The 20,748-nt window shown below is 63.7% G+C and carries 15 protein-coding genes; 9 read left to right on the top strand and 6 right to left on the bottom strand.

Annotation, left to right across the window (positions count from 1 at the left end):
* The first annotated feature begins 10 nt into the window (after nucleotides 1-10).
* The 7 genes from NJ75_RS03210 (at nucleotide 11) to NJ75_RS24985 (ending at nucleotide 10,285) form a co-directional block, all read left to right on the top strand.
* Nucleotides 11-1,261: an XrtA/PEP-CTERM system-associated ATPase gene (locus NJ75_RS03210; RefSeq protein WP_039331405.1), complete on the top strand. Its 1,251-nt coding sequence runs from the start codon at nucleotides 11-13 to the stop codon at nucleotides 1,259-1,261.
* 22 nt (nucleotides 1,262-1,283) lie between these two features.
* A complete protein-coding gene (locus NJ75_RS03205; protein WP_236727047.1) occupies nucleotides 1,284-2,186 on the top strand; it encodes an XrtA system polysaccharide deacetylase in 903 nt (300 codons plus the stop codon).
* On the top strand, nucleotides 2,183-3,238 hold the full coding sequence (locus NJ75_RS03200; RefSeq protein WP_039331403.1) for a FemAB family XrtA/PEP-CTERM system-associated protein: 1,056 nt from the start codon (nucleotides 2,183-2,185) through the stop codon (nucleotides 3,236-3,238). The genes NJ75_RS03205 and NJ75_RS03200 overlap by 4 nt, the downstream gene beginning before the upstream one ends.
* Complete coding sequence (locus tag NJ75_RS03195; protein WP_039331401.1) at nucleotides 3,235-4,464, top strand: TIGR03087 family PEP-CTERM/XrtA system glycosyltransferase; 1,230 nt, start codon at nucleotides 3,235-3,237, stop codon at nucleotides 4,462-4,464. Before NJ75_RS03200 ends, NJ75_RS03195 begins: the two co-directional genes overlap by 4 nt.
* The gene (gene xrtA, locus NJ75_RS03190; protein WP_082013236.1) at nucleotides 4,451-6,019 is read left to right on the top strand and encodes an exosortase A; all 1,569 of its coding nucleotides are present in this window, start codon (nucleotides 4,451-4,453) and stop codon (nucleotides 6,017-6,019) included. Before NJ75_RS03195 ends, xrtA begins: the two co-directional genes overlap by 14 nt.
* An 11-nt stretch (nucleotides 6,020-6,030) precedes the next feature.
* Complete coding sequence (locus tag NJ75_RS03185; protein WP_039331399.1) at nucleotides 6,031-7,920, top strand: XrtA/PEP-CTERM system amidotransferase; 1,890 nt, start codon at nucleotides 6,031-6,033, stop codon at nucleotides 7,918-7,920.
* Nucleotides 7,921-8,002: 82 nt separating this feature from the next.
* Entirely contained in the window at nucleotides 8,003-10,285 is a 2,283-nt protein-coding gene (locus tag NJ75_RS24985) for an EAL domain-containing protein (RefSeq protein WP_236727046.1), read from the top strand.
* A gap of 272 nt (nucleotides 10,286-10,557) precedes the next feature.
* Here NJ75_RS24985 and zapE read toward each other — a convergent pair whose 3' ends face one another.
* Genes zapE through NJ75_RS03165 form a run of 3 tightly spaced genes read right to left on the bottom strand, consistent with a single transcriptional unit; the run spans nucleotide 10,558 to nucleotide 12,954 of the window.
* The gene (gene zapE / locus NJ75_RS03175) at nucleotides 10,558-11,691 is read right to left on the bottom strand and encodes a cell division protein ZapE (protein ID WP_039331398.1); all 1,134 of its coding nucleotides are present in this window, start codon (nucleotides 11,689-11,691) and stop codon (nucleotides 10,558-10,560) included.
* Nucleotides 11,688-12,167, bottom strand: coding sequence for a PaaI family thioesterase (locus tag NJ75_RS03170; protein WP_039331397.1), 480 nt, complete (start codon nucleotides 12,165-12,167; stop codon nucleotides 11,688-11,690). The genes zapE and NJ75_RS03170 overlap by 4 nt, the downstream gene beginning before the upstream one ends.
* A 4-nt stretch (nucleotides 12,168-12,171) precedes the next feature.
* Nucleotides 12,172-12,954 carry a succinate dehydrogenase iron-sulfur subunit gene (locus NJ75_RS03165; RefSeq protein WP_039331396.1) on the bottom strand — a complete coding sequence of 261 codons (783 nt, stop codon included), beginning with the start codon at nucleotides 12,952-12,954 and terminating at the stop codon, nucleotides 12,172-12,174.
* Nucleotides 12,955-13,533: 579 nt separating this feature from the next.
* Here NJ75_RS03165 and NJ75_RS03160 point away from each other — a divergent pair.
* Nucleotides 13,534-15,135, top strand: a complete 1,602-nt coding sequence (locus NJ75_RS03160) for a family 43 glycosylhydrolase (RefSeq protein WP_236727051.1) — start codon at nucleotides 13,534-13,536, stop codon at nucleotides 15,133-15,135.
* A gap of 274 nt (nucleotides 15,136-15,409) precedes the next feature.
* Here NJ75_RS03160 and NJ75_RS03155 read toward each other — a convergent pair whose 3' ends face one another.
* The 3 genes from NJ75_RS03155 to NJ75_RS03145 all read right to left on the bottom strand — a co-directional run bounded on the left by NJ75_RS03155 (nucleotide 15,410) and on the right by NJ75_RS03145 (nucleotide 20,225).
* Nucleotides 15,410-16,042 (bottom strand): class I SAM-dependent methyltransferase, encoded by a 633-nt coding sequence (locus tag NJ75_RS03155; RefSeq protein ID WP_039331393.1) that lies wholly within the window; start codon nucleotides 16,040-16,042, stop codon nucleotides 15,410-15,412.
* Between the two features lie 74 nt (nucleotides 16,043-16,116).
* Nucleotides 16,117-17,256 (bottom strand): ThuA domain-containing protein, encoded by a 1,140-nt coding sequence (locus NJ75_RS03150; protein ID WP_236727045.1) that lies wholly within the window; start codon nucleotides 17,254-17,256, stop codon nucleotides 16,117-16,119.
* 140 nt (nucleotides 17,257-17,396) lie between these two features.
* Nucleotides 17,397-20,225: an Rne/Rng family ribonuclease gene (locus NJ75_RS03145; RefSeq protein WP_039331389.1), complete on the bottom strand. Its 2,829-nt coding sequence runs from the start codon at nucleotides 20,223-20,225 to the stop codon at nucleotides 17,397-17,399.
* On the opposite strand from NJ75_RS03145, the gene NJ75_RS24250 reads away from it, so the two are divergent.
* A complete protein-coding gene (locus tag NJ75_RS24250) occupies nucleotides 20,212-20,742 on the top strand; it encodes a hypothetical protein (protein ID WP_156135688.1) in 531 nt (176 codons plus the stop codon). The two genes, NJ75_RS03145 and NJ75_RS24250, sit on opposite strands and share 14 nt — an antisense overlap.
* Nucleotides 20,743-20,748: the final 6 nt, after the last annotated feature.

Here is a 20,748-nt window from a genome sequence, read left to right as displayed (position 1 = left end):
GACGGCTTCGATGTACGATGAATTTTATGGACTTACCGGCCGTCCGTTCCAGCTGACGCCCGATCCGCGCTTCTATTTCGAAAGCGGAACGCACCGTAAGGCCTTGTCTTACCTCGGTTATGGCCTTGCTCAGGGTGAGGGCTTCATCGTCATCACCGGCGAAGTCGGCGCGGGCAAGTCGACGCTCGCGGCGCACCTCATGGCGACGGTCGATCGCCAGCGACTCACCGCTGCCCAGATCGTCACCTCGGCGCTCGATGGCGAGGAACTGATTCACGTCGCCGCTCGCGCCTTCGGACTGGAAGTGGCGGGCCACGACAAGGCCACCGCACTCGCCCAGATTGAGGCGTTCCTGCATCATGAAGCGCGCGAAGGCCGCCGCTGCCTGCTGGTGGTCGATGAATCGCAGAACCTTTCGGTCGAAGCGCTCGAAGAGCTGCGCATGCTTTCCAACTTCCAGTTGGGCGCGCACCCGCTGCTGCAGATCCTGTTGCTCGGCCAGCCTGAGTTCCGCACGCTGATCCAGACGTCGCCCGAGCTGGAGCAATTGCGCCAGCGCGTCATCGCATCGCATCACCTTGATGCGATGGAGCCGGCTGAAGTCGGCAGCTATGTCGAGCATCGCCTTGCGCTGGTAGGCTGGCAGGGGCGTCCGCAGTTCGATGCGCGCGTCTATGCCGATCTCGCCAAGGCCAGCGGCGGCGTGCCCCGCCGGATCAACCAGATCGTCAACCGCCTGATGCTGATGGGCGCGGTGGAGCAGCGCGATCATATCGATGCGGCGATGCTGCAGGCCGTGCTGGCGGACCTTGCGGGCGACGGCGCTTTCGGCAAGCCGCAGGTCTCGGTCGCCCCCGCTCCCTTGGCCGATGTGCCCCAGGTTGACCTCCCGGCCGCTCAGGCGCCTGTTGCCGCGCCGGCCCTGGACGAGAGCGCATGGCGTGCCGCTCTGGCTGAACGCGACGAGCAGATTGCCGAACTCCAGCAGGCGATCATCGAACTGGCCGACATGCGCGCCGCGCCAGTCGCGCCGCTGCCGGACTTCGATCTTGCCGCGCAGCTTGAAGAAGCCAATCGCCGCATCGCCGCTCTCGAAGCACGTCCCGGCGATGACGGTGTGCTGGCTGCACTGGCAGAGGCCCAGCGTACGATTGCCGCGCTGGAATCACGGACCAGCGAGCAGGAACAGGCCATTCGCCACACCCTGACCATGCTGATCGAGTGGATCGAGGCCGAAGACTTCCATCGCGCCGCTGCGTGAGCGGCGTCATAAGGGGGGACAGATGTCGTCCGGGGTGCTGAACGGCCAAGTGCTGAATGGCCAGATGCTGAACGGACTCTCTGTCGACGTCGAGGACTGGTTCCAGGTCGGCGCGTTCGAAACCGTGATTGACCGCAAGGACTGGGACGGGCTCGATTGCCGGGTCGAGCGCAATTGCGAGCAGATCCTTTCTCTGTTCGAGGAAGCGGGCGTGAAGGGAACGTTCTTCACGCTTGGCTGGATTGCCGAGCGCTACCCGGCGATGATGCGCCGTATCGCTGGCGCAGGGCACGAGATCGCCAGCCATGGCTGGGATCACGCCCGCGTATTCATGCTGGGCCGCGAAGCCTTTGCTGCCGACATCGCACGCGCGCGCAAGGTGCTGGAAGACGTGACCGGGCAGCGCGTCACCGGTTATCGCGCGCCAAGCTTTTCCATCGATGCCCGCACTCCCTGGGCGCATGAAGTGCTGGCAGAGCAAGGCTACGTCTATTCCTCCTCGGTCGCGCCTGTCGTGCATGACCACTATGGCTGGCGCGAGGCACCGCGGTTTGCGTTCCGCCCCATCGAGGGCGCGGACCTGATCGAGATACCGGTCACGACGGCAGAGGTGGCAGGGAGACGGATGGCGGCAGGCGGTGGCGGCTTCTTCCGGCTGCTGCCCTATGCCGTCTCGCGCTGGGCGATCCGCCAAGTCAACGAACGCGATGACCGGCCGGCGGTGTTCTATTTCCATCCCTGGGAGATCGACCCCGACCAGCCGCGCCCCGCCGTCGCTCCGCTCAAGTCGCGCTTGCGGCACTACACCAATCTTGATGTCATGGCGGCAAAGCTGTCGCGTCTGGTGCGTGAGTTCCGCTGGGGCCGGATGGACGAGGTTGCCGCCACGGAATCTGCGCGAACGCCGTTGAGCCGCGCAGCATGAACGCGCCATTCTTTCTCGCCAGTTCCGTTGTACGCCTCGGCGGTCCCGATGACCGGGGGGCTGTGGCGCGCTTTTTGGCCGATCATCCCATTGCCAGTGCCTTTCACCGGCCAGAATGGCTTGACGCGGTAGAACGCTCGACTGGCCACCGCACGCACATCCTGATTTCGGAGCAGGACGGTGTGATCCGGGCGGTCTTGCCCTTGCACGAAGTCCATTCACCGCTGTTCGGCCGCGCGCTGGTCTCCACCGGCTTTGGCGTGGGCGGCGGCGTTGTCGGTGAGGGCAGCCCGGCGCTGTTCATTGCCGCGCAGGAACTGGCCGTGCGCCTGAACTGTCCGACGATCGAGCTTCGCGGCGGTCCTTTGCCGGAAGGCGAGGGCTGGCATGTGAAGACCGACAGCCACGCCGGGTTCGTCACGGCGCTGGCACCAGATGTTGAAGCGCAATTACTGGCCATCCCGCGCAAGCAGCGCGCCGAGGTGCGGCGTGGCCTGGGGTACGGCATGGAAGTGCGGACCGGCAGCAGCGCCGAGGATCGCGCGATGCACTATGCGGTCTATGCCGAATCCGTCCGCAATCTTGGCACGCCGGTGTTCCCGAAACGCCTGTTCGATGCAGTGCTGGACGGCTTCGGCGATGACGCTGACATCCTGACCGTGGTCAGTGACGGGCAGCCGCTCGCCTCGGTACTGAGCCTCTATCACCGCGGCGCAGTCATGCCCTACTGGGGCGGCGGCACCTTCGCGGCGCGGACGATGCGTGCCAACGATGTGATGTACTATGCGCTGATGAACCATGCGCGCGTGCGGGGCTGCGATCGGTTCGATTTTGGCAGGTCCAAGGTTGATACCGGCGCCTACCACTTCAAGCGCAACTGGGGCTTCACGCCAGAGCCACTGGCTTATGCGACGTGGACCGCCGATGGGCAGGCCCCGCGCGACGTCAATCCGCTCAGCCCGCAGTACAAGGCCAAGATCGCATTGTGGCAGAAGCTGCCGCTTGGCCTCGCCAACCGTGTCGGCCCGCTGATCGCGCAAGGCCTGGCATGAGCGAGGTCCTGTTCCTTGCCCATCGCATCCCGTTTCCGCCCGATCGCGGCGACAAGATCCGGTCGTGCCACGTCCTCCGGCACATTGCAGGCCTTGCACCGGTGCACGTGGCGTGCTTCGCCGACGACGAGGGCGATATGGCGCACGAGCCGGACCTTGCCGCCGTCGCCGCTTCCCATTGCCTTGTCCGGCGGTCGCGCTCGCTCAAGATCGCCGCGCTTGAGGCGCTGGCGTCGGGCAAGCCCGTGAGCCTGACGGCTTTCGCGGACAAGCGCATCTCGGCTTACGTGGCCAAGGTTCTCGCCACCCGTCCGATCTCGGCCATCTACGTTTTCTCCGGCCAGATGGCCCAATACGTGCCGACGGACTTCGCAGGTCGTGTCGTGATGGACTTTGTCGACGTCGATTCGGCAAAGTTCGAATCCTACGCAGGGCAGGCCCGCTTTCCTTTGGCTCATCTCTACGCGCGTGAAGCTCGGCTGCTGTCGCGTTTCGAAAGCGATGTTGCTCGCCGTGTCAATGCAAGCCTGCTGGTGACGCCGGAAGAAGCCGCCCTGTTTCGCCAGCGCCTTCTGCCGGGCGCTGACCCCGCCGTTCTGGCGCTGGGCAATGGCATCGACACCGGCTTCTTTGACCCTGAAGGAATGCCGCTTGCTCCCGAGCTTGAGGGGCAGGGGCCGCACATTACCTTCACGGGCCAGATGGACTATCCCCCGAACATCGCGGCAGTGGAGCTGTTTGCGCAGGCGGTCATGCCGCAGATCCGCGCGGTATTTCCGCAAGCCCGCTTCAACGTCGTGGGCCGGGCGCCGACGCTCGCCGTTCGCGCGCTCGAAGGCGTCCACGGCACTCGCGTGACCGGCGCGGTGATCGATGTCCGACCGTGGCTGGCTGGCGCGGATATGGTGGTTGCTCCGCTGACCATCGCGCGCGGCGTGCAGAACAAGGTGCTCGAAGCCATGGCGATGGCACGCCCGGTGCTGGCCACGCCCGAAGCCGCCACCGGTATCCCCGCGCGCGACGGGCAGGAACTCGTAGTCGCAAACGGCGCCGAAGCCTTGGCGAAAGCCGCGCTGAGCTTGCTTCACGACAAGGTCCGGGCGGGCACGATCGGTCAGTCTGCCCGCTCCTTCGTCGTAGAGAAGTGCGGCTGGGCAGGCGTACTTGCCCCGCTGGCCGGCTTGCTCGGCCTTGCAGGGCCCGAGGGTTCACGTGCCGCAGCCTGATCTGACCCTGAAAGCGCCGCTCCAGCAGCGCTGGGCCAATCTGCCCGCAGCGTGGCGGCGCGCGCTCGCTTGTCTTGCCATCGCCTGGGCCTGCAACGTCGCGCTTTTCGCTACCGACTGGCGCGAGATGTTCCTGCAATGGTGGGACAGCTCGACTTACAATCACGTCCTTCTGATTCCCTTCATCCTGGCTTGGCTGATCTCGCTACGCTGGCGCGAGGTGGTGAAACTCGAGCCGCAGGCCTGGTGGCCCGGCCTGGTGTTCTTTGGCGGGGCGGCGTTCCTTTGGCTTCTTGGAACATTTGCGGGTCTGTCGCTGGCCACGCAGCTTGGCGTTGTCCTGATGGCGCAGGCAAGTGCAGTGGTCCTCCTCGGCCCCAGGGTCTGCGCCGGTCTGCTCTTTCCGATTGCCTACATGCTGTTTCTGGTGCCGGCCGGAGACGAGCTGATCCCGTTCCTGCAGACGATTACCGCACACATGACGATGGCGCTGCTCGATGCGAGCCAGGTGCCGGCGCATATCGAAGGTGTCTTCATCACCACGCCGGGCGGCTATTTCGAAGTGGCCGAGGCCTGTTCTGGCGTCAAGTTCCTCATCGCGATGATCGCGTACGGCGCGTTGGTCGCCAACGTCTGCTTCGCCTCGTGGAGCCGTCGCATCGCGTTCATGGGTTTGAGCATCGCCATGCCGATCCTGGCGAATGGCGTGCGGGCCTGGGGCACCATCTTCATCGCCGAACACCGCGGCATCGAATTCGCCGCCGGGTTCGATCATATCTTCTACGGCTGGATCTTCTTCGCGCTGGTGATGGCACTGGTCATGGTCATGGCCTGGCGCTTTTTCGACCGCGCGATCGATGATCGCATGATCGATGCCGAAGCCATTCAAGCCAACCGTCTGCTGAGCGCACTTTCGCAATATCGGATCGGACCGCCGAGGGCGCTTGCGGCGCTCGCTGCTCTGGCGCTGATCTTCAGCGGGTGGAGCGCCTGGGCCGGTCGCCTCGAGGCACCGATGCCGGCACGGATAGACTTTGCCCCGATCCCTGGCTGGCAGCAGATCGACTTCACGCCTCAGGTGCCATGGAAGCCGCTGCATTCGGGCGCCTCGCACGTCCTTCTCGGCCGTTTCCGCGATGCTTCAGGCCATGTCGTGGACATATCGTTCGCGCTCTACGCGGCGCAGGCCGATGGCCGCGAGGCCGGCGGCTTCGGACAGGGCGCGATCCCGCTCGACAGCGGGTGGGCGTGGGAAAGGTCCGCTGCTCCGCTCGCCGGGGGCCATGCCGAGCGCATCCAGGCAGCAGGTCCGGTCCATCGTCTTGCCGAGAGCTACTATCGCTCCGGCCCGCTCATCACCGGTAGCAACACGCGCCTGAAGCTTGCCAACATCGTTGACCGTCTGCTGCTGCGGACCCGCAGCACGGCCGCGCTGATCCTGTCCGCGGAAGACGGGGTTCCCGGCCAGCCTCCCGCCGAGGCCTCCCTTCGCGCCGCCATTGCCGCGATCGGGCCGGTCGAAGCGTGGATGGACCGCACGGCTGCAGGGCGCTAGGTCACGTTCGCATGTGCGGAATTGCCGGAATCATCCATACCGAAGGTCTCAAGCCTGTCGATCCGGAACGGGTCCGGCGGATGTGCGATGCCATCGCCCATCGCGGGCCTGATGGCGAAGGCGTCTGGACGGCGCCGGGCGTCGGCCTCGGCCATCGCCGCCTGTCCATCATCGACCTCGCTGGATCGCCACAGCCGATGCTTGCGGCTGAAGGCGATGCGGCCATCGTCTTCAACGGCGAGATCTACAACTACAGGGAACTTCGCGGTGACCTGATTGCGCTCGGCGCAACCTTCCGCACCGATGGCGACACCGAGGTCATTCTCCAGGCCTGGCGGCATTGGGGCGTTGACTGCCTGCCGCGCCTTCACGGCATGTTCGCTTTCGCGCTGCACGACCTGCGCCAGCGCACCACCTTGCTGGCGCGAGATCGCTTTGGCGTAAAGCCGCTGTTCACCGCGCGCCTTGCCGACGGCGCCGTCATCTTTGGTTCGGAACTGAAGGCGCTGCTCGCGCACCCGTCGCTGCGGCGTGAAATCGATCCGCTGGCTGTCGAAGATTACCTTGCCTGGGGCTATGTCCCGGATCACCGCTCGATCCTCAAGGGCGTGCAGAAGCTTGCTGCCGGGCACTACCAGTTGCTTCGAGCCGATGCACCGCCATCGCCTCCGGTGCAGTGGTGGGACGTGTCCTTCGCCGATCGTGCCACCGGCAGTCGGCAGGATCTTGAGGCCCATCTGCTCCACCATATGCGCGAGGCTGTCACTTCGCGCATGCTCGCCGACGTGCCCTTGGGGGCGTTCCTTTCGGGCGGGGTTGACAGTTCAAGCGTCGTCGCGCTCATGGCCGAGGCAAGTACGGCACCGGTAAAGACCTGTTCGATCGGTTTCGATGTCGCAGCGCTCGACGAGACCGCTTATGCGGATCGGATCGCCGCGCAATATGGCACCCAGCACTGGAAGCGCACGGTTTCGCCGGAAGACTTCTCGCTGGTTGATCGGCTTGCTGCCATGTTCGACGAGCCTTTCGCCGATGCGTCGGCGCTCCCGACATTCCGGGTCTGCGAGCTGGCGCGCGAGCATGTCACGGTGGCCCTTTCCGGCGACGGGGCGGACGAGGCTTTTGCCGGTTACCGCAGGCAGACATTCCAGCACCGCGAGGAACAGGCGAGGGGCCTGTTGCCTTCTGCGCTGCGAAAGCCGGTGTTCGGGACCATGGGCCGTCTGTGGCCAAAGGCGGACTGGGCACCTCGTCCGCTTCGCGCAAGGACGACGCTGCTCAGCCTCGCCGGCAGCGGTGAGGAAGGATACGCGCGCGCCCTAGCCGTGACGTCGGCGGACTTGCGAGACACGCTCTATACGCCTGATTTCATGTCGCTGCGCGGTGAATACCGGGCCGAACAGCCGTTGATGGAGTTGATGCGCAAGGCTCCCGCCCGCTCTGGCCTGGACCGTGCCCAGTATGCGGACCTCAAGTTCTACATGCCCGGCGATATCCTGACCAAGGTCGACCGGACGAGCATGGCGGTCAGTCTGGAAGCGCGCGAACCGCTGCTTGATCATCGGCTTGTCGAATTCGGCGCGCGACTGCCCGAACGAATGCGTGTGCGAGGCAGTACGGGCAAGTGGCTCATGAAGCAGACAATGCGCCGTTATCTGCCGCAGGACGTGCTGTTTCGCCCGAAGATGGGATTCGTCACGCCGATTGCGCAGTGGCTGCGCGGTCCCTTGGCAGCGGAAGCGCGCGGTCTTGCTGCCAGCGGATCTCTAGCTGCCACCGGCTGGTTCAACAGCACACGCATCGACGCGCTTGCCGAGGCCCACATGACGGGCCGTGCCGACCACAGCCGATTGATCTGGCAGCTTCTCATGCTGCGGAAATCATTGGATCGCCTTGGTTGATTGCCTGTTAAGCGTCCCAAGCCGGTAAGGTGATCTTCACCATTGCGGACTAATCGGGTTCGGAAACAACGCCCGTGGGTCCATGCTGAAGAAACTGCGCACCCCCCTGTTCCTTGCGCTGCTGATCCCGGCGTTGCTGGCGCTTACCGATTTTCTGACACCGATTGATCACGTTTTTTGGAATGTTCGGCACAAGCTGAACCAACACCAAGCCAACGGCTCCACGGTCATCGTCGAACTTGAGAGTGACAGTGACCACCCCGATTCTGACACGGTTGCTGCACCCAGGCTTGCGCGGGTGCTGGAGCAACTGCGTCCCCAGATGCCCTATCGGGTCTATGTAGATGCGCCAGTGAAGTACGGCACAGATGCTGCGGGCGATCGATTGCTGGCTGAAACAATCAGATCCTTTGGATCAGGGGTTTCTCTCGTGGTGCGTGGCCAGACGGTGGGAAGTCTCGGCCATACGTTCACGCTGCGAGATTTCCGAATGCCGCCAAAGGCGCTGTCGGACGTGGCGCCCATTGTTGTCTCTGTGTGGAACGGCAACTTTATCGATTATGCCGTCTCGTCTCCTTATTCAGTGAACATCGCCGGACGCGATTACCCCACGTTTGCTGCGTCCCTTGCAGGGAAGTATTCCGGGCTTCAGGACACCTTTGAACCGGATTTTCTGGTCGAACCTGACACGATCCCCAAGGTCGGCGAGAGGATGCTGCTTAGCGGATCCTATACGCCGGGGTTGCTCACCGGTCGTACGATCGTGGTCACGCAATCCCAGAATGTCCCCACGATCGGATATTATGGCAAGGGACGCATACACCCTCTGGCCGTCGATATCGCGGGGGCATCTGGCCTGGCCAAGCCGATCTCGCTCTCTCTCGGGCAACTGCCGCTGCTGATCATATCGTGGTTGCTGATTCGAGCGGGATCGCGTGCAGACTCTCGAAAGTCGAAGTTCACACTGCACGCCCTTGCAGTGTTCGCTCCCTTCGTCTTTGCTCCAGCTCTTCAGCTTATTGGCGTCACCGTTGATACCGGTGCAGCGCTCCTGTCGCTTATGATCTACGGCGTTGCTCGCGCCTGGCAATTGCGGGTCAGGCGAGTCCAGCATACCAGCACGTCCGGTCTGCCCAACCTTCTGGCTCTCAGTGCGCAGCCTCTTGAAGTTGGTCGTGACGTCATCGTCGCGGTGATCGGTCGCTACGAGGAGATTCTGGCAACCTTGCCGCGCGATCTTCATGGAGAATGCGCTCGCCAGATTGCGAGGAGATTATCCGTCGGCTCGGGTATCGAGACAATCTTCAACGGTGAAGGTGGTCATTTTGCGTGGACCGAAGAAGCACGTCCGCTCGAAATGCAACTCAATCACCTTGAAGGTCTGCGTGCACTGTTTTCTGCGCCTTTGCAGATTGGCACCTATACTTTTGACACCAACATTCATTTCGGACTCGATCGAAATGAAGGGCTGGATGCCCAGACTCGCGTCAATTCGGCGCTCGCGAGTGCGAACGATGCGCTCAGTTCTGGCCGCTCTGTGGAACTGTTCGAAGCGGAGCGGCTTGCCGAAGCGAGTTGGGAGCTATCGCTTCATGCTCGCATAGATGAAGGATTGCGAAACGGCGAAATCTGGCTTGCGTACCAAAGCCAGTGGGACATGCGATTGGGTCACGCTTGCGGTGCTGAAGCTCTCATCAGATGGAATCACCCGACCCGGGGGCCAATCGCACCCGATGCGTTCATACTGCAAGCGGAGCGCGCTGGCCGAATTGATGCACTGACCTACTGGGTGGTAGATGAGGCGATCACCGCTGCCCTCGCTCTGAATGCGGCGGGTCAACGTTTTCAAATGAGCATCAATCTGTCAGCACAGATGGTGGACAAGCCATCTCTCGTCTCCAACTTTGCCGAGATTGTCCGTCGTCGAAACATCGATGCCAGGCTGTTGACGATTGAAATAACAGAAACGTCGAGCGTGCGAAATCGTCCGGCCGCAGTTCAGAATCTCTCCCAACTCCGGGCCATGGGATTCCGCCTTTCCATCGATGATTTCGGTACTGGTGAGGCGAGTCTGGCATACCTTGCTGACCTGCCTAGCGACGAACTCAAACTCGACCGGCGCTTTGTTTCACGCCTGTTAACGCACGATCGCGAGCGCAGCATCATAAGCGCAACCATTGGTCTCGCGCATGCTCTTGGCCAGACTGTCGTCGCGGAGGGAATCGAGGATGACGCGACCTATCGCGCTCTCGTCGAATTGGGCTGTGACGTCGGGCAGGGCTACTACCTCGGCCGGCCGCAAGCTTTTCCAGAGTTCTGTCAGGGGCTTCTCAAAATGGGACAGCGCCGATTTGGTTTCGTTTAGAAGTTGTTAACCATACAGGTCGGTGTTAACCATGTGTCTCCAATCGTGGATGGAGGCACGAATGTCCGCAGTAAACGCCGTTATCGAAATCCTGCGCTGGCTGTTCCAGTAAGGCTATTTCGGCCCTAGTTTTTCATTGAAAAACAGGGGTTTAAACGAAAAGGCGCTGCCCGCTCCATGAGCGGCAGCGCCTGTTTCATTGGATCACCGTGAGGTTTGACGCGATTCGTGGTTAGCCGCGTAGACGGAGTTGGTTAACGCTTCAGAATCTGTCAGTCTTCGCCGTGGCCTAGCGCCAAATAGTCCTGGCTCTGCATTTCGATCAGGCGGCTGACCGTGCGATCGAACATGAAGCGACCTTCGTCGTCGCCTTTTCCGCCCCAGTCGTAAAGTTCTGCCGGTTCGGCGTCAGCGGTGGCGATCAGCTTTACCTTGTGCTCGTAAAGCGCGTCGATGAACGTGATGAAGCGTGCTGTCTCGTTGCGCAATTCCGGGCCAAGACGCGGTATCGCGACGACGATCACGGTGTGGAAATTGCGGGCAATCGCCAGATAGTCCGCCGCTCCGCGAGCTTCGCTGCACAATTTCTTGAAACTGAACACGCCGACGCCCTTCAGGCTCTTCGGGACGTGCAGCTTGCGACCGCCGCCGACGTCAAGATCGCAAGAAGGGACGTGTTCGCTGTCTTCTGGCGGATAGTCCGTCAGCCGGAAGAAGGCATCGCGCACCTTTGCGGTCGATTGTGGTCCAACCGGCACGTGCCAGGTGCCCACGCCCCGCATGCGTTCCAGCCGGTAGTCGGTCGGCCCATTGAGGGTGAGCACGTCGAGCTTGCTTCCGATCAGTTCGATGAAGGGGAGGAAGTGTTCGCGGTTTAGACCGTTCTTGTAGAGATCCTGTGGCGCACGGTTGGAGGTGGTGACGACCGTTACGCCGCCCTCGACCATCAGCGCGGTGAACAGGCGGCTCATGATCATCGCGTCGGCGCTGTTGTTGACCACCATTTCGTCGAAGCACAGCACGCGCGTTTCCGCAGCGATGGCCGCCGCGACGGGGATGATCGGGTCGCCGCTTTCCTTCTTGCGCTCCTCGCGCAGGCGGGCGTGGACATCGAGCATGAACTCGTGGAAGTGCGCGCGGCGCTTGGCGGGTAGAGCGAGGTTGTCGTGGAACAAGTCCATCAGCATGGACTTGCCGCGCCCAACTCCTCCCCACATGTAGACCCCACGCGGCGGCGGCGCTGGCTTCGCGCCGAAGAGCTTGCCGAACAGGCCAGGTGAGGGCGGAGGCGTTTCGAGTTCCTGCTGCAGCGCGTCAAGCCGAGCAGCGGCGGCGGCCTGCTCAGGGTCGGGCCGCAGTTCACCCGCAGCAACCAGCTCGCGATAGCGGGAGAGGACAGATGTCATCGCCTGATCGGCTTTTTCGGACTCGGCTTGCGGATCGTGCCGTTGAATGCGGCGATCATGTCATCGCCCTGAACGACGAGACCGCGAAGGAACACCAGGCGGCCGGTTTCGCGGAGCACTTCCGTTACCGCATCGAGTGGCTCTCCGATGCGGCCTGCACCGATGAACTGGCTGGACAAGTCGAGGGTGACCGAGCCTGCAGCGTCGCCCGCAAGGAGAGTGCGCATCGCCGCGAAGAGCGCGATGTCGATGAGGGCGAGGGTGACGCCGCCGTGGACCGCATCGAGCAGGTTGGAGTGCCGACGCTCCGGGAACATGCGCAGGCGGGCGCGGCGGATGCCATCGGCGCCTTCCTCGATCCGCGTCAGCATCCGGCCCATGGTCTGGGCGTTGAAGCGGGTCTCGTCGGTCAGGTTCCAGGTGAACCAGCCGGGTTGGTCCTCGGCCGGTTCATAACGGAAGGCTTGCTCGCTCACCGGATCAGACGAGACGCTCTGCCTGCATCTTCTTGATTTCGGCGATGGCGCGCGCGGGCGAGAGGCCCTTCGGGCAGACGTTCGCGCAGTTCATGATCGTGTGGCAGCGATAGAGGCGGAAGGGATCTTCCAGCTCGTCCAGACGCTCACCGGTCATCTCGTCGCGGCTGTCGGCCAGCCAGCGATAGGCCTGGAGCAGGATGGCGGGGCCGAGGAACTTGTCGGAGTTCCACCAGTAGCTCGGGCACGAGGTGCTGCAGCAGGCGCACAGGATGCACTCGTAAAGACCGTCGAGCTTTTCACGCTGTTCGGGCGACTGCAGACGCTCCTTGCCCGAAGGCGTGGGGCTGACGGTTTGCAGCCAGGGGCGGATCGAGGCGTACTGCGCGTAGAAGTGGGTGAAATCGGGGACGAGGTCCTTGATCACCTCCATGTGCGGCAGCGGGGTGATGCGGATTTCGCCGGACAGGTCCTCGATCGCGGTGGTGCAGGCGAGGCCGTTGCGACCGTTCATGTTCATCGCGCACGAACCGCAGATCCCTTCGCGGCAGGAGCGGCGGAAGGTGAGGGTGGGGTCCTGTTCACCCTTCATCTTGATCAGCGCATCGAGCACCATCGGGCCGCACTGGTCGAGATCGATCTCGAACGTGTCATAGCGCGGGTTCTCGCCGCTGTCGGGATCGTAACGATAGACCTTGAACTTGCGGATCTTGCCGTTGGTGGCCGACGCATGGTGGCGGGCCTTGCCGGTGATCGTGGAGTTCTTCGGGAGCGAGAAGGTCGCCATCGTTCTGTCCTGTGTTGCGTGCTTTGCGGCTTGCTGAGTCGTCCTTAGCGATTGCAGCGCGGGGGGCAAGAGGCTCTGAACTGCCCGTTGGTAGAGGTGCGGCGCTTCATGGATGTGAAGAGGGGTTTACGGGGTTTACACGGTCCAGGGAAATTCGGGCTGGGCCAGTTCCGGGCGCTTCCGGGGGATTCCTGACGCAGTGTTCAGGTTTTGTTCGCATATGTGAAGTGGAGTTTGGGGCGGTGCCCCCCCCCCGTCAGTCGCCCGGGCGACTGCCACCGCCCCATTTGTCCTTCGGAAGAAAGGGGGGGATCCTTGCGAGAGGTTTCGGGCCGGAAGGCAGGCGAAGAGGGTTGGGCGCTCATATCGTCACCATGCCATTTCGCCGTCGTGTAGGACAGCAAAGAGTGGTCGGCTGTCTCCACTTGCAAAGGCGCCGACCTGTTGTTCGAGGAATGTCCTTGTAGGATTGCAAGGCTCTCCACTATGAAATAGAATTTGCATCCTAATTTCTGGGAGTGGGTCGTGGAATCGCGCAGAACGTTGATAAAGCTTGCCGCAGCAGGTGCCTTGGGATCAATTGCAGGCTTGCCCGGGTCTCGCGCCAGCGCTTCCGCCAAGTCCGCGGGGGCATGTTCCGTTGGCAAATCCAAGCCTGCAGCCACACCCGTATGGCGAACTGGTATCGAAGGCCAGCGCATCGCGGACCTTGGTGACGGGCGCTATCTGAACCCGATCCTTTCAGGTGACTATGCCGATCCGTCCGTGCTCAAGGACGGCGACGACTATTACATGACGCACTCCTCGTTCGATTCTGCGCCCGGGCTGCTGATCTGGCATTCGCGCGATGTGGTGAACTGGCGTCCGGTCGGCCCGGCTCTGGCCAAGCCACTGGGGACGGTGTTCGCGGTCGACATCGCGAAGCATGACGGGCGCTATTTCATCTACATCCCTTTCATGAAAGCGCCATGGTCGCCCGATCTCCCAAGTTTCGCAAACACTTACGTGATTCATGCGCCTTCGATGGCCGGCCCTTGGAGCGATCCGATCGACCTCAAGGTTGGCGGACTGATCGACCCGGGCCACGTCGTCGGCGAGGACGGCCACCGCTACCTATTCTTCAACGATGGCAAGCGCGTTCGCCTCACCGCCGATGGCCTTGCCACGGCCGGCCCGATCGAGACCGTCTACGAGGCCTGGCGATATCCCGATGACTGGATCACCGAGGCGTGGTCTCCTGAAGGCCCGAAGCTGTTCCGCAAGGGCGGCTATTTCTATCTGGTCAATGCGGTCGGCGGCACCAGCGGCCCGGCCACCGGTCACATGATCGTCGCGGCGCGGTCGCGTTCGATCAACGGACCGTGGGAGCATTGCCCGCACAATCCGATCCAGCGCACGCTTTCGAAGGATGAAATGTGGTGGTCACGCGGGCACGCCACGTGCGTCGAAGGGCCGGGCGGCAAGTGGTACATGATCTACCACGGCTATGAGAACGGCTATCACACGCTCGGCCGCCAGACCCTGCTCGAACCGATCGAATGGACTGCCGACGGATGGTTCCGCGCGACGGGCGGGGACCTTTCGAAGCCGCTGCCCAAGCCTGCGGCTGCGGCAGAAGTGCATGGGATGCCGCATTCCGACGCCTTCGAGAGCGACCGTTTCGGCACGCTGTGGAGCCTTTACGGTAGCACGCCTGCCGAGAAAGCCCGCATCGCCGTTGCCGATCGCACACTTTCGCTGAAGGCCAAGGGCACCGGTCCGTCGAACGGCGTGGTCGTCACCCAGCAGGTCGGTGACCGCGCCTACGAGGTGACCGTGGATGCCGAACTTCAAGGCCAGGTCACCGGCGGCCTTCTGCTGTTCTTTGACGACCGGCTTTACCTCGGCATGGGCATCGATGGCACGCGGATGACCAGCTATCGCGGTGGCAAGGCGTCCTATTGGCCGGAGCCTGCACCACCGGCCCGCCGCATGTTCATGCGCATCACCAACCGCGATCAGGTGGTGACATTCTACTATAGTCTCGATGGCAAGAACTGGACCCGCCACGGGGTACGCTCGGAAGTGACCGGTTATAACGCCAACACTGTCGACAACCTGCTGAGCCTGCGGCCTGCGCTTTTCGCTTCGGGCGATGGCCGAGTCCTGTTCCGCAATTTCCAATACCGCGCGTTGGAGTGACGGACGTGCCATCCTGTTGCGAGTTACGGGCTGGCGCGCCCTAGCTGTGCAGGAAATCTTCCGTCTAACAGACGTCGCATGATCCTGCGATAGGCGAAGGATTAGCGGGACGCGACGTGCGGGTGTGTGGTCTTGCGGGTGCCCCTCCACCACCTGCGGTGGTCCCCCTCCCCGGGGCGGGGAGGAATTGAAGCGGGGTTGCCCCTCTACCATCTTCGATGGTCCCTCTTCCTCCCGGCCTCCGCAGGGACAGGCGCACCGGGGAGGAATGGGGTCAGCGCAGTTTGGTGGCGGCGCCCCATTCCATCCACGCGGCCCACTTCGGCATGCCGGGCATGTACTGGTGGCCCGGGTGTTCGAGCTGGAAGCCGGCACCGAGGACCGGGGCGGTGACGGCGCGGGAAAGATGGCAGCCGCCCATCAGGGGTTTCCAGACAGGCTCGATCCGGCGCTGCCATTTCGCCACGTCGGCATCGGGGCTGAGGCCGTGTTCGAGGAACAGCAGGGTGCCGCCGGGCTTAAGGATGCGGCGCAGTTCGGACAGGACCTTGGCCGGATCATCGACCGAACAGAGCGTGTAAGTGCAGACGGCGGTGTCGAAGGTCTCGTCACAGAAGGGAATGTCCTCGCCCACGCCTTTGCGGATGTCGGCCTGCCAGCCCTTGCGGGCGGCGGCCTCGCGCGCATAGTCGAGCAGCTTGCCGGAAGGGTCAATGCCGGCGAACCCGGTGACGCGGGCGGGATCATAGAACTGCTGGTTTAGCCCACCACCGCAGCCGATCTCGAACACGCGGCCCTGCGCGCGGGGCACGACGCCGGCGCGAAGCTCCATGATGTTCGGCGACGCGCAGGCACATTTGATCATGCGCGGAACGACGTGTGCGTCCCAAACGGCTTTCAGTCCCATCCCGTTTCCCCGTCTGTTATCCGGGCAGACTGGCAAAGAGAGCGGCGCGGCGCAATTGGCCGCGCCGTGGGATTTCACTTCGCGGCGCAGCTTTCGGGGCTGAGGCCCATGGCCCAGAGGATGCCCTGATCGAGCAGTTGCAGGCTTTCGGGCTGGCTGTAGTTCTCGGGCCGGTGGCCGATGGCGGTGTAGAAGCTGCGGCCCTTGCCGAGGCAGCGGGTCCACGCGATCGGGTGATCGCCCATCGCCATCTTGCGACCGAAGCCTTCGCCGGGCTTGTAGGTGGTTTCATCGAGCGAAGCGAGGACGCGGGTGCGGGGCAGCGGGCGGACGCTGCGATCGAAGGAGTACCATTCTTCGGTCATGCGCCATTCGCCGGGCAGGCCATGGGTTGCCGGGTGGGCGCGGTCTTCCATCACGACGCGGGCTTCCTGGAACTGCGGGGCCATCGGGTGGCCGATGAAGCGCGCACCGATCAGGGTATCGGCGTACCAGTTCCAGAAGAACTGCGGATCGCCGCCCGAGCCGTGGATGCCGGCATAGCCGCCGCCGCTTTCGACATATTTGCGGAACGCGGCGCGCTGTGGGATCGTCAGCGCATCGCCGCTGACATTGTTCCACACCACAGCGTCGAACCGGGAAAGGTCCGCTGCGTTGAAGACGCCGCCCCTGTCAGTGAAGACGATGCCCCAGCCATGGCGGGCCGCGATGCCCTTGAGCGCGGTTTCGGCGGCATTGACCGAGGGGCTGTCGCGAAAGCCGGTGATCTTGCCGAAGACGAGGATGGCCGGGCGCGGAAGATCGGCGGGGATCGCGGGGCGGTCATTGTCGTAGGTGCGGCAGCGGATGGCGACGTCGGCATTGGTGAGGCGCACCTTGGCCAAGTCCTTGTCGAGCCGGGCGCTGGGGGCGGGGTCGGTCTTGCCGAGCATGGCGAGGACCGAGCGCGGGGTGACGATGCGATCGAAGCCGGGAGGCAGGGCGCCGCCGCCGAAGGGGTGCATCATGGCATCGGCAAGGCCGGGCGAGGCGGCTTCGACCACCGCCTTGCCGGCGGGAACAGAGAGCACGTCGGCCAGGGGGGATTGGGTGGAGAGCGGCTGGCGGCCGAGGGGGCAATCAAGCACCGGCGCGGCAGGGGCCGTCGCAGCATGGGCCATCGCGCCCAAGCCAAGTCCGAGGGCTGCCGCCGTGGTCAGGAATTCTTTGCGCATGTCCATCTCCCAGATGCTGTTTGCGTTACCATGGCGGGGCCGACAGCGCCGGTCAACCAGAGCAGCATGGGTGCTGAGCGGATAGCAAAAGGCCCCGCCATTGCTGGCGGGGCCTTTCTGTCTGGGGCCGGAGCCTGTGGTCAGGCGCCGAAGGTGCGCTGCCACCAGCCGCGACGGGGTGCAGACTGTTCGCCGGCTTCTGCTTCTGCCGCGACGTCTTCGGCGACCGGCGCTTCTGCGCTGACCGTTTCTGCCGGAGCAGCTTCGGAAGCCACGGCATCGGCCTTCTTGCGGCGCGTGCGCTTGGGCTTTTCCGCCGGGGCTTCAGCTTCGGCCGCAGGAGCTTCTACTGGCGCAGCTTCGACGGGCGCAGCTTCGGTTTCAGGTGCAGGCGCTTCAGGAGCGGCTTCCACCTTCTTCTTGCGGGTGCGCTTGGGCTTGGCCGGCGCAGGCGCAGCTTCCTCGACTGCAGGGGCAGAAACCGGAGCTTCCTCGGCTACAGGGGCAGCCTCGGCTTCACCTGCGACATCAGCCTTCTTCTTGCGCGTCCGCTTGGGCTTGGCCGGTGCTGCTTCTGCAAGAGGAGCGGCTTCGGCCTCGACCGGGGCAGGCGCTTCGGCTGCGACCGGTTCGGCGACGAGCGGTTCGGCGACGACGGGTTCGGTCGGGGCGGGCTCTGCCGAGGCTTCGGCAGGTTCACCCTGCTCGGCACCAACTTCGCCCTGATCGCCTTCAGCGTGTTCGCCAGCGCCTTCGCCGTTCTCACGGCCACCGCGCCGACGACGACCGCGACGGCGGCGCTTGCGCGGACCACGGTCGTTGCCGTCATCGCCTTCGTCGGTGTGAGCGCCTTCGGTGCCTTCGGCTTCGCTGCCTTCAGCTTCTTCGCCTTCGGCCTCGTCACCTTCTTCGGCCGAGCTTTCGGTCTCGCCGTTCTCATCGCGGCGATCACGGTTGCGGCCACGGCGGCGCTTGCGGCGCTTGCGGCGACTCTCGCGGTCACCCTCGTCACCGTCGCGCGAGCGCTGCTGACGGGGCTGCTCTTCGGTTTCTTCCTCGTCGTCGAAGTCCTCTTCGACCAGATCGTCCTCTTCGGGCTCGATGATCGGTTCGAAGCGGGGGACGAATTCAGGCTTGGGCCCGCGCGAGGCGACGCGCATCTTGGCGCCTTCGTTCTCACCTTCGGGGATCACTTCGACGGTGACGCCGTAGCGCTCCTCGATCTCGGCCAGATCGCCGCGCTTGGCGTTGAGGACGTAGATTGCGGCTTCCTGCGAGGCGTAGAGCGTGACGACGTTGCCCTTGCCCTTGGCGGCTTCGTCCTCGATCAGGCGCAGCGCGGACAGGCCGGCCGACGAAGCGGTGCGGACGAGGCCCGAGCCGTCGCAGTGCGGGCAGGCGCGGGTGGTGGCTTCGAGCACGCCGGTGCGCAGGCGCTGGCGGCTCATTTCCATCAGGCCGAAGCCGGAAATGCGACCGACCTGGATGCGGGCGCGATCGTTCTTGAGCGCGTCCTTCATCGCCTTTTCGACCTTACGGATGTTCGATCCATATTCCATGTCGATGAAGTCGATCACGACGAGGCCGGCCATGTCGCGCAGGCGGAGCTGGCGGGCAATTTCGCGCGCGGCTTCGAGGTTGGTGGCAACCGCGGTCTGCTCGATGCCGTGCTCCTTGGTGGAGCGGCCCGAGTTGATGTCGATCGAGACCAGGGCCTCGGTCGGGTTGATGACGAGGTAGCCGCCAGACTTGAGCTGCACGACCGGGTCGTACATCGCGGTGAGCTGGTCTTCGGCCCCATAGCGCTGGAACAGCGGCACCGGATCGGCATAGGCCTTCACGCGCTTGGCGTGGCTCGGCATCAGGAGCTTCATGAAGTCCTTGGCGGCGCGATAGCCATGCTCGCCCTCGACCACGACTTCCTCGATCTCGCGATTGTAGATGTCGCGGATGGCGCGCTTGATCAGGTCGGAATCCGAATGGATCAGGGCGGGCGCGACCGACTTCATCGTGCGTTCGCGGATCTCGTCCCACAGGCGGGCGAGGTAGTCGAAGTCGCGCTTGATTTCGGGCTTGGTGCGCTGGAGGCCGGCCGTGCGGACGATGCAGGACATCGAGCGCGGCAGTTCCATTTCGGAGATGATCGTCTTCAAGCGCTTGCGATCGGCCGAGGAGCTGATCTTGCGGCTGATGCCACCGCCATGGCTGCTGTTCGGCATGAGCACGCAGTAGCGGCCGGCGAGGCTGAGGTAGGTAGTGAGGGCGGCGCCCTTGTTGCCACGCTCTTCCTTGACGACCTGGACGAGCAGGACCTGGCGGCGCTGGATCACGTCCTGGATCTTGTAGCGACGGCGCAGCGCCATGCGCTTGGCGCGCAGTTCGTCGGCTTCCTTGCCCTGCGAACGACCGCCCTGACGGCGACGGCCCTGACGGCCGCGACGGCGGTTGCTGTCACCCTCTTCGCCTTCGTCCGAAGCTTGCGAGGTTTCCTCGCCTTCGTCGCCCTCTTCACCTTCGTGGTCGAAGCCGTTCTCGACGACGCCGCCTTCGATGGTGGCGACCTGGTCCTTTTCGGACGTGTCGACCTCGGTCACGCCTTCATCAGAATCGTAGCCTTCGCCATCGGCGTAGTCTTCGTCTTCCGCGTCTTCAGCGGCACGCAGGGCGGCTTCTTCCTCGGCGTGTGCGGCTTCTTCCGCCAGCAGGGCCTCGCGATCCTCCTTGGGGATCTGGTAGTAATCAGGGTGGATTTCGCTGAACGCCAGGAAACCGTGGCGATTGCCGCCGAAATCGACGAACGCCGCCTGAAGCGAGGGTTCTACACGGGTTACCTTGGCGAGGTAGATATTGCCCTTGATCTGCTTGTGATCAGCAGATTCAAAGTCGAATTCTTCAATCCGATTGCCCTTCAGCACCGCCACCCGGGTTTCTTCCTGGTGGCGCGCATCGATCAGCATGCGCGTGGTCATTACAAATACTCCAGCCGCGCTGCCGCTGGATTGCCTCTGGGGCTACCAATGCGTTTCTGGCGCGGTTCGTTTGGGATGCACGAACGGCAATTGCACGGATCACTCCGTTGCGAATGTCATTCGCGAATGCGGGTTTGCCGGATCGGAGCGTTGCGGCGCGCAGCGTATCGACTGCCTTGCCCTGTCGCTCGCCGCCCGGCGGCGGTTGGTTTGTGTCTGCTGTGAAGACAACTCGCGGCGAAGTGCGCGTGCCGGCAAGCGTCCAAGCCGCGACCGCCCCGGTGGGGCAGCTAGGCAGGAACGAAACGCGGCTCATCATCACGGCATCAACCTTGTGGCGTGGAGGAGGGCGCTTGCGCTTCTTTCTCTCCACGTTGGCGGGATCTTCACCAGCGGGCTTTCCCTCGCCCACCGCGGCGCAAGATGTGCGCTTTCCGGCGGTTTCGGCGTGGATGCGCCGGTGCTGGCTTGCCCCGGTAGATGGGTGCTAGCACCCCAATTGCAAACCGGCAATTAAAACAAT

This window comes from Novosphingobium subterraneum (assembly GCF_000807925.1).
Lineage (GTDB): Bacteria > Pseudomonadota > Alphaproteobacteria > Sphingomonadales > Sphingomonadaceae > Novosphingobium > Novosphingobium subterraneum.
The sequence above is the reverse complement of the archived record's forward strand: the minus strand, read 5'-3'. Positions and strand labels throughout refer to the sequence as shown.